Here is a 12,827-nt window from a genome sequence, read left to right on the forward strand (position 1 = left end):
CCATTCCATCGCCAGTGAAGTTTAGATGAAACTTCCGCGAAATTCCCATCGCCGCGTCAGGCACGTCCAGACCAAGTCAACCGCAAATAAGAGCAGCAGCACTGGGCCCGCCACGTTCCAAACCGAAGCGACGCTTTGATACGCCTGCTCCGCTAGGGGATGGATCCCTTTCAGCATCAATGCCGACAGGATCCCCCAATACAAAGAAAACCGCAGGCATACATGGCCGCCTAGCTGATAACGAAGCCCCGAATAATCCCACCATCTGCGTCCAAACATCGTCAGCAGCAAATAGCCGCTGATCCCTTCTACAACGGTTGGAATGATCAGGCAAAGCAGTGCAGCGACCAGCAGCCAGCCCCCTCCTCCTTCAGGCACAAGCGCCAACAGAAGCAGCGGGGCGACGCCGTACATCGGCTTATACGGGCCCTTCAGAAATCCCTCCTTCCAGAAGACCCCCTGCGTAAAAAAGCTATACACATTTTCGAGCAACCAGCCAAACAGCGAATACAGCAGAAAATAGAAACCGATCTCTTCCGCCGTCATGGACACCAACCTCCTTTCAGCTAGTATGACTGTCCCTGTCGAGAAACATGCGCAACCGTTCGCTACCTGCGCACCAGGGTCACAAATAAAGGTAAAAAATACCCTTATTACCGCGAAAAAGCCCTTTTTGAACAAAATAGCGGTATTTGATGGTCTTATTTTTCCGCAGGAGCCCCAATTGGGGCAGTTTTGCTCCTGTCGGACCGAAATAAGGCCATTTTATACCGCTATTTGCTCCAAAGGAGGAGCCAAATCACCGGATATAAGGCCATTTTGTACCGCTATCCTCCCGGGGTTGCCGCAACCGCCGCCCCCCAACAAAAAACCAGCCCCCACCACCAAGTGGTGAGGGCTGGTTTTGGTGAGGGCTGGTTTACTAGTAGCTATGCCATTGTCCGCCATCGCCATCCACGTGCAAAAACACGCCGTTACATTCCCAGCACGGGATGAGGCACGTACGGTTCTTCGAGTCGGGCGACTTCCTCCGGCGTCAACCGGAGCGACACCGCGGCAACCGCGTCCTCCAGATGATGGGGTTTCGTCGCGCCCACAATCGGCGCGGTGACCGGGGATTTTTGCAGCACCCAGGCCAAGGCGACCTGGGCGCGCGGCACGCCGCGCTGCGCAGCGACCTCGGCAACGCGCTCGACCACCTTGCGGTCGGCTTCTGCCGTCACCGCATACAGACGCTGGCCAAATAAGTCGCTTTGCGAGCGCTCGCTTTGCTCGTCCCAATCGCGGGTTAACCGGCCGCGGGCCAGCGGGCTCCACGGAATCACGCCGATATTTTCCGCTTCACATAGCGGCAGCATCTCGCGCTCTTCTTCCCGGTACAGCAGATTCAAATAGTTTTGCATGGAGACGAACCTTGTCCATCCGTGCCGCTCCGCCGTGTGGAGCGCTTTGAGAAATTGCCAGGCATACATCGAGGAAGCCCCGATGTAACGGGCTTTCCCCGCTTTGACGACGTCATGGAGCGCCTCCATCGTTTCTTCGATTGGCGTCGCGGGGTCCCAGCGGTGTATCTGATACAGATCGACGTAATCCGTCCCTAGACGCTTAAGGCTATGGTCGATTTCCGTCAGGATCGCTTTGCGCGACAAGCCTCCACCATTGGGTCCGGGACGCATCCGCCCATGTACTTTGGTGGCGATCACGATTTCGTCGCGGTTAGCGAAGTCCCGAAGCGCTCGCCCGACGATCTCTTCGCTGGTCCCATCGGAGTACACGTTTGCCGTGTCGAAAAAATTGATCCCCAGCTCAAGCGCCTTGCGAATAAACGGGCGGCTGTCTTCCTCCTTCAACGACCAGGGATGCGCCCCGCGGTCCGGTTCCCCATAACTCATGCAGCCCAAACAAATGCGCGACACCTCCAAGCCGGTTCGGCCCAGCTTCACATATTCCATACGAATATCCCTCCCGCTCACCTCGTAAATTTTACTTTTTTTGCCTCTCCATTATAACGTAATAGCACGACAGCTTACACTGATGACCGTTCGATAAAAAGCAGCGGAATCTCAAAGGTCGTGATATTCAGCATCTTGGCGATCGGCTGGTTATCGAAACCAACCAAGGCCAGCATGCCGGCGGCAACCTAATCGCTGGTCACCAGCAATGCCGTCGGCGGATCCTCCATCCGCCCGATCCGTTCCATTATCCATTCCCCGTCTTCCAGCAGGGCGCAATCATAGAAGACGTAATCCGGACGGTACACCTGGTGCTTGCTGGCAAGGAAATCCCGATAGGCCGCGGTTCGTCTCAAGCTGTTGGGACTGGATTTGCGAGCCAGACAATATCCGATCTTTTGATGTCCTTTTTTCCACAAATAATGAAGCGCCCGGGTAAAGCTGTCGTAATGGTCAAAAAAGATCCGGGCTGACGTAGGGGTGGTCGTTGATGCGAAAATGGAACAGCGCCACGCCTACTGGCTCCAGCTCTTGGACCAATCGGTCGATTGCCTGGAAGAAATCCTGCTGAAGCTGCCAGTACCGCAGAACGTTTAGCTGCGATCCTATTAAAGACTGTACCGGGACGAAATCAGCTTTAGCCATGTTTCCGCCGTATGGGGTGAGATGTTTTCTGATAATCTCGCTCCCGCAAGGATCGGTAACCAGGATAAGATTTCGTCCTTGGAGAACCGACTTTTCTCGCAATATAATTGCAGGTACAGATCGGCGATTTCTTCAGACAATTCATGATAGAGTATATAGGATCGGCAGACATCCGCTCGAACGTCCCCTCTCGTCGAATCGACTCAGTCGATAACGAACAGTTCCGTATCGGTCTGAATCAGGTTATATACGTGAAAATCGCCGTGACAGAGCCCGGTTCCCTCCGGCTGATCCTGCAATCGGCGCAGCAGCTCTTCTTGCCATCGAAGAGTTAAACCAGAGGCTGCGATCTTTATCGCAAGCCGTTCCGTCATTGCAGGCCAAGAACTAGCTTTCACCCCGTGAATCCGAATCTGCATCTCCGCGGCCTGGCTCAGGTAATAAGCCACTTTCCCAGGCTCGTGCCGGATCTGTTCCCCTAAAGTTGGTCCGGGAACATACTCCATCACGATCGCCTGCTGCCCGTCTATCCGCTCAAGGCCGTGTACCTTCGGTACCGGCAGCCCGCAGGCGTAAGCCCATTGCTGCTTTTCGGCTTCGCGGCCAGCCTCATCAGGCGGCAAATCCGGTTTAAATCGTTTTAAGATTTTCCCTTTATACCTATAAATTTCAGCCGTGTTGCCTCTGCCTATTGGCTGATCCAACTCCATACTTTCCCCTCCCAGCTAACTTCGATTTTATCACAACCCCCTGGCTTCAGATCGAGAATTCCTTATCCTCTGATACTTCATGATATAGTAGGAAACAAGCCTATGAAGTGCGAAAAATGCCGGGTCAAGGAGGTTTAATAGAAATCATGTTTAACCAAATCGTATGTGCGGACAAAGTTGGGCTCGAAGCCTGGGCCTTGGAGGAATTACAGAAGTATTCGAAGCAGGCAATTGTCATGTTCGATCAAGATCCGCAAAGCAAAGACGAGTTAATAGATCGAATCCAAGGTGCGGATTGCGTGCTGGTCTCCTGGAGAACGAGAATGGATGCTGAGGTGATCGCAAGCACCCCCTCGCTCCGATATATCGGGATGTGCTGCAGCTTATATGACGAGCGGTCGGCCAACGTGGATATCGCAGCGGCGAGAGCCCGCGGCATCGAGGTTCGGGGGGTTCGGGATTACGGCGATGAAGGGGTTGCCGAATTTGTCATGAGCGAGCTGATCCGCTTGCTAAAAGGATTGGGCCCGCACCAATGGCAGAACGAACCCGTCGAGCTGCAACAACGCAAGCTGGGCATCATCGGAATGGGGGCGACCGGAAGGATCCTGGCGCATCGGGCTTCCGCTTTTGGTATGCAAGTCCGTTATTTCAGCCGGAGTCGCAAGCCGGAATGCGAGCAGGCGGGGTTTACCTATGCCCCACTCCATGAGCTGCTGCAAACCTCGGAGATCATCTCCATGCATTTACCTAGAAACACAAAGCTGCTTGGGTCCGAGGAATTCGCCGCTTTGGGTCAAGGCAAAATTCTGGTCAATACCTCTCTTGGGACGCCTTTTGATGCCGCTGCCTTTCGGAATTGGATTCAAGCGAGCGGGAACTACGCGATCTTTGATGCGGACGCAGCCGGAGAGTTCAAAGCCGAGCTTCATCGCTACCCTAAAATCATCTATACCCCGAAAGTGTCGGGTTTCACCCGGGAAGCTAGAGGACGTTTATCCCGCAAAGTATTAGACAATTTAACCCATTATATCGGCACCGCCGAATAAACACGAGGGCTCTTGGTGTACACCTGACCCGAGCCATCTACCATTTTTTTCTATAATTAGGTATAATATCAATACATCCTAGTTTGGCAGGCTGTGTCATTCTGAACAGGAAGGAGGTTCGGCAGATCTTATTTTGCAAGCGCATTCATAGTAAGTTATAGCTATATTATCCAATTGACGATGTGAAATGAACATTTGGGAGGGTACGCACATGATCAGAAAAGTGATATCCATCATTTCCAGCATGGTGATCGCAGCTAGCCTGTTTTCCATCGGTCCCAGCTATACAGGCGCGGCGCCGATCGGAGACGCCAATGCTACGATCTTCGGTCCCAACGTCTACGTGTTTGATCCCACGATGCCCGCCTCCGACATTCAGAACGTCGTGAATGACGTATTTGCCGTTCAGGAACGAAACGAGTTCGGCAGCGAACGCACCGCGCTCCTGTTTAAGCCGGGCTCCTACAATCTGAACTTTAATGTTGGTTTTAACACGCATGTAGCCGGACTAGGACAAAATCCGGGCGACGTCAACATCAATGGCGGCCTGAACGTAAACGCGGACTGGGATAATGGCAATGCCACCCGGAACTTTTGGCGTACGATCGAGAATTTGACGATCTCGCCTTCGAGCGGCACAACTCAAATCGCAGTCTCCCAAGCAGCGCCGTTAAGACGCCTCCATATCAAAGGCCAGCTTGATCTGTTTGACTTCGATTCCAACTGGAACGCAGGCTGGGCCAGCGGCGGCTTCCTGGCTGATTCCATCGTTGATGGACTGGTCGTCCCTGCCTCCCAGCAGCAATGGCTATCCCGCAACAGCCAATGGAGCTCTTGGAATAACGGGGTTTGGAACATGGTGTTTGTGGGTTCGAACAACGCGCCGGCCGGACAATTTCCCGATCCTCCCTACACGGTTGTCCCCAAGACGCCCGTCATCCGCGAGAAACCGTATTTGTTCCTCAACAACGCCGGACAATACCAAGTATTCGTCCCCTCCCTCCAAAGGGATACGCAGGGGGTTAGCTGGGCCTCCGGCAACACGCCGGGGACGGCCATTCCGCTCGATCAGTTCTACATTGCCAAGCCGGATACAGCTACTGCAGCCAGCATAAATTCCGCACTAGGTCAGGGTAAGCATCTGCTGTTCACGCCGGGTTTCTTCCATTTAGATGACACGATTCGGATCACGAATCCTAATACGGTCGTGCTTGGAATCGGCATTCCTACGCTCGTGCCCGACAACGGCCAGCCCGCCATGACCGTCGCCGATGTTGATGGCGTCAAAATCGCCGGGCTTACGTTTGATGCCGGGCCGGTGAAGACCCCCGTCCTTCTAGAGGTTGGCCCTGCCGGAAGCAGCGTGAGACACGCGACCAACCCCACCTCTCTACATGATCTGACCTTCAGAATCGGCGGGTTTGCTAATGGCCAAACGGACGTGGGCGTTCAAATCAACAGCGACGACGTGGTCGCCGATCACTTCTGGATTTGGCGTGCCGATCACGGCGCCGGAGCCGGATGGACCAGCAATGTCTCCAAGAACGGCCTTGTCGTCAACGGAGACGCGGTCACGATCTACGGGCTGTTTAACGAGCATCATAACGAGTATCAGACCCTTTGGAACGGTAACGGGGGCAGGGTGTATTTCTATCAATCCGAAATTCCGTACGATGTCCCCAACCAATCCGCCTGGATGTCGCAGGGAGGCATTGTTAATGGTTACGCCTCCTACAAGGTAGCCGATTCCGTTACGACCCATGAAGCATGGGGGTTAGGGATCTACTCCTATTTCCGGGATGCCACCGTCAAGCTCAACAGTGCAATCGAGGTGCCGGATGTTCCCGGGGTTAAGCTCCATCACGCCACCACGGTGTGGCTGAACGGCACCCCAGGCAGCGAAATCACTCATGTTGTCAATGACGCCGGCGGACGAGTTTATGCAAACAGCCCTAGCACGGCGATGAGACAAACCCTTACGGAATATCCCGCAAATGATTCCGGAGAGACGGCATTGATCCGCAACGGCTGGACCGCGACATCCACGCCATCCAGCTCCGAAGCGGCGGCCAATCTGCTGGACGGCAGCCTGGATACCCGCTGGACCACGGGCGTGCCGATGGCTCCTGGCCAATCGCTTGTCATTGATATGAAGACGGCGAACGAGTTTACCAAAATCGTGATGGATTCAACCGGCAGTAACGACGACTACGCCCGCGGTTATGAAATCTACGTGTCCAACGACGGCTTGAACTGGGGCAGCGCGATCGCCGCTGGTTCGGGCAGCGGGCCTGCGGTGAGCGTCACTTTTGCGCCACAGCATGCCCGCTACATCCAGGTCGTGCAAACAGGCACCGCCTCGAATTGGTGGTCCATTCGCGAAGTGAATGTGTTCCGTTAAGTTCAGCTTTAACCGCCACAGGTAAAAAAACAGCCCCGCAACCGCTCCGAAGAGCGAGATGCGAGGCTGTTCTACTTAAGGATGCGGTCGAGAGGACTCGAACCTCCACGGGGGGTTAGCCCACACGGACCTGAACCGTGCGCGTCTGCCAATTCCGCCACGACCGCGTTTGTTGGTTGATGCAAGGTTTTGCAGCAACGAAATATATAATATCACTTATCTTCTGAAGAGTCAACAAGAAACTTAAGTCAGGTCTAAAAGTATGAGGATGAAGCCCTCCCCTAGATCGGACCCCCTGTCACTTGGTCCGCTCGATTTTACAGGGACGGGCTTCTCCTTCTCTACAAGACTATCTTAAATGAATCTCCCGAATTTTCTCCATTGGGAATTTCGGCTTCCGGTCCTCTGTAAGCAATCCGTTGATTTCTTGCTGGACATCGGTTAATTGCGTATAGCAGAAGCCGCAAATATAATCCACCTGTTTGATCGCCTGAATCAGGCCGTCGAAGCGCTCCAGAAACTCTTCATCCGTTTGTACCTGATGCCCGTACCCCCAACCTTTCTCCGACTCGAAAGCAATCCCGCCAAATTCGGTGATCATGATGGGTTGACCTTTGTACTCGTAGCCTTCAGCCAATGCGTACTTCCATTGGTTGCAGGTCGTTTCCTTGTGGACGATCGCGTCCTTGTTCCCTGCATACCGTTTCAGGAAGCCCTCTCCCGTCTCGACATAGTCATGCAGCGTAAGAATATCCGAGATCGTGTGCTCCCATCCGTCATTGGTAATCACCGGGCGGTGCGGGTCAATCGACTTGGTCAGATAATAGATACTTTCCGTAAATTTCTGCTGTCTTGGATCATGCAGAATATAAGGAATTCCCCATGACTCATTAAACGGCACCCAGGTGATAATGCTCGGATGATTATATTGCTGATGGACAATTTCCAGCCATTCCTTCGTAAAGTTCGCCACCGCATCATCGTGAAATTCAAACGTTGCCGCCATTTCCGACCAGACCAGAAGCCCTTTCACGTCACACCAATACAGGAAACGGGCATCTTCGATTTTCATATGCTTGCGTACGCCGTTATAACCCATCTCCAGCATGGCGTCGATGTCGGCAATCAACGCCTCCTCGCTTGGCGGCGTCAAGTGACTGTCCGGCCAATAGCCTTGATCCAGCATTAGTCTCTGGTAGACCGGCACATTGTTGAGCAGGACCTTGCCTTTTTCGATTGAAATCTTTCGCATGCCGAAATAGGAGAACACGCGATCCACCACGATCTCATCCCTATACAACACAAATTCTACATCATAGAGATTCGGCTGATTTGGCGACCAGAAGCTTCTTTTCCACGGCCCGTTCGCTTCATGCACCAGGTCGACTTCCACGCTTAAGCGAGGCCGATCAACCGCCAGGCTGACCGTCTTTATATGGTGATCCTTCAGGGTCACGATGGCTTCGAGCCTCAGGCTCCCCGCCGCCGCAGTCTCCAGACCCAGCACCCGGTAGTCCAACGACACTTTGGCGCGATCCAGATCAGGGGTGATTTTTACCGAATCCAGCCTTTGCTCCGCCACGTACTCCAGCCAGACCGTCTGCCAAATGCCCGTGCTTTGGACATAGAAGCACTCGAAGTTGTTTTTCGTCCAACGCTGCTTGCCCCGAGGTTGAGTGCAGTCATTACTGTCCTCAGCTTTGAGCGTAATAACATTATCCTCCCCAAAGGTCAGATACAGCGTGATATCGAGGGAAAATGCCGCGTAAGCCCCCTGATGTCCGCCCGCCAGCTCTCCGTTCACCCATACCTTTGCGAGATAATCCACCGCCTGAAAGTGCAGGATCACTCGCTTTCCTTCTGCTTCCTTCGGAATCGCCACCCGCCTGCTGTACCACACCCGCGTATGGAATTCCTCCACGCCGATGCCGCTTGCCTTGGTTTCGTAAGTAAACGGGACCTTAATTTTATGCGTACCCGCCAGCTGTTCCTGCCACTTTTCGGTTTCCCCAACATTCTGATCGTCAAAGCGGAAGTCCCACTCGCCGTTTAGGTTCATCCACTCGTTCCGGACGAACTGTGGTCTTGGATAATCTTTGATATAGCCCTTGGTTGTCATGTCTTACCTCCTGTTTACGGGTTCGTTCTTATTTCCAGTGCATAGATGGATGAAGGGCGAAGCGGATATCCAGCCTTCCAAGCCTCAAACGGGACAACGCTCATTCTGCTGGTGATCCGATCCGGCTCAAAGACGGTGTTCACATCCTGCTCGGAATCTCCCGTAATAACATGAAGCAAGGTTCCCTCCGAAACCTCAAGCCCGCGCAAATCAAGAGTGACTGTCACTTCATGCAAGCTCCGATTTACGATAAAGACCGTGATCACACTTCCTTCTTCATTGGTGCAGGCCACCACATCCAGATCTGGCAGGGCATTCAGGTTGATTGGAGCCAACTTGTTCGATTGTACGGCGAAGGTGCCGCATTTGGCGCGCACAGGCAGCAAGCGCGTCATGTTCCGCCCCGCATAAAGCTTCATGACTTCATAGGTTGGGGTTCCGTAAACGGTGAGCGGGTGTCCGCTCCACCCCGGCAGCTTGCCGCAATACTGATCGGCGTAATTATCGCCAACCCGAATGCATCCCCCAAGCCAACCGTTTACCAAATCGGAGAAGCTGCCGATATGCACCAGATCGCTGGAACGCAGCATTTCGTTTAGATTGGCCGCATTGGCAACCGCTGCGCCCAGCGTATGCTCATCCGGCAATCCCTTTCTGACGTTATTGGGATAATACATCGTGTTGTATTCGGTAATCGCCAGCTTCACATGGCTGTGTTTCGGATGCGACAAGATTTGCTCTCTTGTCTCCTCGATATTGTGTCTCGTCCATTCCGGGAAGCTGGCGATCGCCTTATAACGCTCTTCCGCTGGAGTGCTGCGGTCCATCGCAAATCGGTTGTACCCGTGATACAAATGCAAGGTTAAGTAATCGATCTGATCGCCGGCGATCTCAAGCACTGCCTTGTTCCAGGCTTGATCGGTATGCCCGCAGGCTAGAATCACTATCGTGGGGTCGGCCGCCTTCATGGCTTCGATAAAGGAAACCGTTCGCCGGGCGAAATCTTCGGCCGTACACGTTCCTACCTGCCAAGCTCCCCATACCTCGTTGCCGATCTCCCAATACTTCACATTATAGGGTTCAGGGTGTCCATTCGCGGCGCGTACCGCCCCCATCGGCGTATCCGCATCCCCATTGCAATATTCAATCCACAGTGCAGCTTCCGCTGGTGTCCCAGAGCCGTCATTCACACAAATCAGCGGTTCGACCTGCAGCTCCCGGCAAAAGTCGATAAATTCATCCGTGCCAAAATATTTGCTCGTCCAGCCGCCCCACGCCTCGTTATACATGACCGGACGTTCAAGGACCGGCCCGATGCCATGCTCAAAGTGATACGCGCTGATATAGTTGCCGGCCAACCTCATCATCCCGGCATTTAAATCCTTCGTCATTTCAACAACTTCCCGCTTCACAAACCCGATATGATCCTCCGGAAGCAGGGAGAGATGATCGATCCAGAGCATGCCGGTGGATACGCTGTCCTGCCATCTCGGATGTTCCGCCGGTACATACACTCGAAATTCCGCGTCGGCGCAATCCCTTTTGATCGCCAGCATCACCTCATATTCCCGCCAATTGTGACCGTTAAGTTCGATTCGCTCCAGACCTAACCGTTCTTGACTGATCCGATCTACGGCCTCAACAATCACATAGGTAAGCTCAATCGAAGCCCGGGCGACCAGTTTGACCACATAACGAATCGGCCCTTTGAGCGCAAGCTTCTGAGCGATCCCCGCAAAGGCTTCATCATCGCTGTGGATTCGGATGCGCTGGGCGCGTCCCGAATGCTTGGGCGCTGGAGCTTCCAGCGCATACTTGGTATTGCGCCCGTTCGTGTAAGGATACCATTGCCCCGACACCTCGGCTTTCCCTTCCGCTTCGCTCTCAAAATCCATATCTTTCAGCGGAAAAGCCAGCATCGCTTCCATATGATCCCGGATGTCTTCAACGAAATGTCCAAACAGGTAGGGGTTAATTTGATGCTCGCTTGCCCGGCTTCCGTCGATCGTAATCGTTGCTTTATTCATCAAGAGTTAACCTCCGTTTACGCATTATCCTTTAATCGAACCGATCATAACGCCTTTGACAAAATGCCGCTGCACAAATGGATACATAATCAGTACCGGCAGGCTCGAAACAATAATTACGGCATATTTAATGCTCTCAGATAAAAGAATCTTCTCTTCCATCCCAACGTTGCCGCCGTCAACACCCGCCGATTGGCTGATCATCAGGATTTCCCGCAACACCAGTTGGAGAGGGTACAGATCCTCGCTGCGAATATAGATCAGGGCATTAAAGAAGGCATTCCAGTGCCCCACCGCATAAAACAAAACCATGACCGCCAAAATCGGCTTGGACAACGGCAGGATGATGCTGATCAGCAACCGCCAGTTGGAGCAGCCGTCGATATGCGCCGCCTCCTGCAGCTCCCAAGGGATACTGGATTGGAAATACGTTCTCATGACGATCAAATTGTAGGTCGAGATCGCCCCTGGAATAATCAAGGCCCACATCGTATCGACCATTCCAAGATTTTTGACCAGCAGGTAGCTCGGAATCAGCCCGCCGCTGAAAAACATCGTCAGGGTAATGATCAGCATCAACCCCTTCCGTCCTGGTAAATCCGGACGCGATAACGGGTAGGCCGCCAGCAGGGTCATCCCAATATTAATCAGCGTACCCACCACCGTGTATAGAATGGAGTTGCGGTAGCCGGTCCAAATTTGTTCATTGTGCAAAATGTTGTTGTAAGCTTCAAGGGTCGTGCCCTTCGGAAGCAGCCACACTTCCCCGTTCAACACCCTTGCAGGATCGCTGAACGAGGCGCTAACTACAAATAACAAAGGATACAGCACGATAACAATGATCACCGCAGCGATCAAATATACGATAACATCGAACCAACGTTCGTCCGATGGACCTTTCGTCACTACCTCTTTAGCCATGTTTCGTCCCCTCCATTACCACAGGCTCGTCTCCGATGTTTTGCGCGCGAACCGGTTCACCAACAGCAGCAAAGTCAAGTTAATCAAGGAATTAAATAACCCGATCGCGGCCGTATAGCTGTATTCGCCCTTCAAAATCCCGGTCGTATACACAAACGTGGAAATCACGTCGCTCGCCTCGAGATTCAAGTTGTTTTGCATGAGCAAAATTTTCTCAAACCCGATGTTCATGAATTGCCCGATATCCAGAATGAGCAAGATGACGATGACGGGGACGATGCCCGGAAGAGAGACGTGCCAGATTCGCCGCATCCGCGAGGCTCCGTCCATCTTGGCTGCTTCATACAGCTGCGGATTAATTCCGCTCAGCGCTGCGATATAGATAATCGATTGCCACCCCATGTTCTGCCAAATGTTCGAGCCGATAAAGATCGTCTTAAACCATCCGGCCGATTCCATGAAGCGGATCTCCGATCCCCCCAAGGCTTGGATCAACATATTGATCGGGCCGTTGGTAGACAGTAGCACGGTTAAGATTCCGACGATGACGACAACCGAAATAAAGTGCGGGATATAGGTGATGTTTTGCAGCAGCTTGCTGTAGGATTTGCTTCGAATCTCGTTAATGAGAAGGGCGAGCAAGATTGGAATCGGAAAAGCGATAAGCAGGGAGAACAGATTGATGGAGAGCGTGTTCCAGAGTAGTCTCCAGAAATAATACGAATCAAAGAACCGCTGAAAATTTTCGAATCCAACCCAACTGCTGCCTAAAATTCCTTTGCCCGGATTGAAATTTTTGAACGCGATCTGCAGCCCGTATAATGGGCCGTAATGAAACAGCAAATACCATGCGATCGGCAGCAGCAGCATGAGATACAGGTCGTATCTCCTGGCGATCTGCCGGATGAGGCGGCTGCCCCGTTCCTTTCGGAACCGGGGCGCCGCGGCAGTCTCATGGATTTCTGCGTTCTTCATGAACATCCACTCCTATCCCATCGAGGAT

Annotated in this window: 11 protein-coding genes and 1 tRNA gene; 2 read left to right on the top strand and 10 right to left on the bottom strand. The window is 53.1% G+C overall.

What is annotated here, in order from left to right; all coding sequences use genetic code 11:
* Positions 1-21: 21 nt before the first annotated feature.
* The 5 genes from BN3277_RS19960 to BN3277_RS19980 form a co-directional block, all read right to left on the bottom strand.
* Positions 22-546: a putative ABC transporter permease gene (locus tag BN3277_RS19960; RefSeq protein ID WP_059045750.1), complete on the bottom strand. Its 525-nt coding sequence runs from the start codon at positions 544-546 to the stop codon at positions 22-24.
* Positions 547-974: 428 nt separating this feature from the next.
* Positions 975-1,952 carry an aldo/keto reductase gene (locus tag BN3277_RS19965; RefSeq protein ID WP_059045753.1) on the bottom strand — a complete coding sequence of 326 codons (978 nt, stop codon included), beginning with the start codon at positions 1,950-1,952 and terminating at the stop codon, positions 975-977.
* 188 nt (positions 1,953-2,140) lie between these two features.
* Entirely contained in the window at positions 2,141-2,371 is a 231-nt protein-coding gene (locus BN3277_RS19970; protein WP_059045755.1) for a substrate-binding domain-containing protein, read from the bottom strand.
* A gap of 34 nt (positions 2,372-2,405) precedes the next feature.
* Positions 2,406-2,597, bottom strand: coding sequence for a hypothetical protein (locus BN3277_RS19975; RefSeq protein ID WP_148501099.1), 192 nt, complete (start codon positions 2,595-2,597; stop codon positions 2,406-2,408).
* Positions 2,598-2,800: 203 nt separating this feature from the next.
* Positions 2,801-3,307: a phosphotransferase family protein gene (locus BN3277_RS19980; protein WP_059045758.1), complete on the bottom strand. Its 507-nt coding sequence runs from the start codon at positions 3,305-3,307 to the stop codon at positions 2,801-2,803.
* A 146-nt stretch (positions 3,308-3,453) separates the two neighbouring features.
* Between BN3277_RS19980 and BN3277_RS19985 the strand changes: the two genes are divergently transcribed.
* Together BN3277_RS19985 and BN3277_RS19990 are read left to right on the top strand one after the other, a co-directional pair.
* A complete protein-coding gene (locus BN3277_RS19985) occupies positions 3,454-4,356 on the top strand; it encodes a D-isomer specific 2-hydroxyacid dehydrogenase family protein (RefSeq protein WP_082691538.1) in 903 nt (300 codons plus the stop codon).
* Between the two features lie 211 nt (positions 4,357-4,567).
* On the top strand, positions 4,568-6,757 hold the full coding sequence (locus BN3277_RS19990; RefSeq protein ID WP_059045759.1) for a discoidin domain-containing protein: 2,190 nt from the start codon (positions 4,568-4,570) through the stop codon (positions 6,755-6,757).
* 82 nt (positions 6,758-6,839) lie between these two features.
* Here the strand turns inward: BN3277_RS19990 and BN3277_RS19995 are convergent.
* The 5 genes from BN3277_RS19995 to BN3277_RS20015 form a co-directional block, all read right to left on the bottom strand.
* A tRNA-Leu gene (locus BN3277_RS19995) sits at positions 6,840-6,924 on the bottom strand.
* 182 nt (positions 6,925-7,106) lie between these two features.
* A complete protein-coding gene (locus BN3277_RS20000) occupies positions 7,107-8,876 on the bottom strand; it encodes a glycoside hydrolase family 2 protein (RefSeq protein WP_059045761.1) in 1,770 nt (589 codons plus the stop codon).
* A 14-nt stretch (positions 8,877-8,890) separates the two neighbouring features.
* Positions 8,891-10,906: an alpha-L-arabinofuranosidase C-terminal domain-containing protein gene (locus tag BN3277_RS20005; protein ID WP_089153380.1), complete on the bottom strand. Its 2,016-nt coding sequence runs from the start codon at positions 10,904-10,906 to the stop codon at positions 8,891-8,893.
* Positions 10,907-10,927: 21 nt separating this feature from the next.
* Positions 10,928-11,824 carry a carbohydrate ABC transporter permease gene (locus tag BN3277_RS20010; RefSeq protein WP_059045765.1) on the bottom strand — a complete coding sequence of 299 codons (897 nt, stop codon included), beginning with the start codon at positions 11,822-11,824 and terminating at the stop codon, positions 10,928-10,930.
* Positions 11,825-11,839: 15 nt separating this feature from the next.
* Positions 11,840-12,799, bottom strand: coding sequence for an ABC transporter permease (locus BN3277_RS20015; RefSeq protein WP_059045766.1), 960 nt, complete (start codon positions 12,797-12,799; stop codon positions 11,840-11,842).
* Between the last annotated feature and the right edge of the window lie 28 nt (positions 12,800-12,827).

The organism is Paenibacillus rubinfantis (assembly GCF_001486505.1).
Classification (GTDB): Bacteria; Bacillota; Bacilli; order Paenibacillales; family Paenibacillaceae; genus Fontibacillus; species Fontibacillus rubinfantis.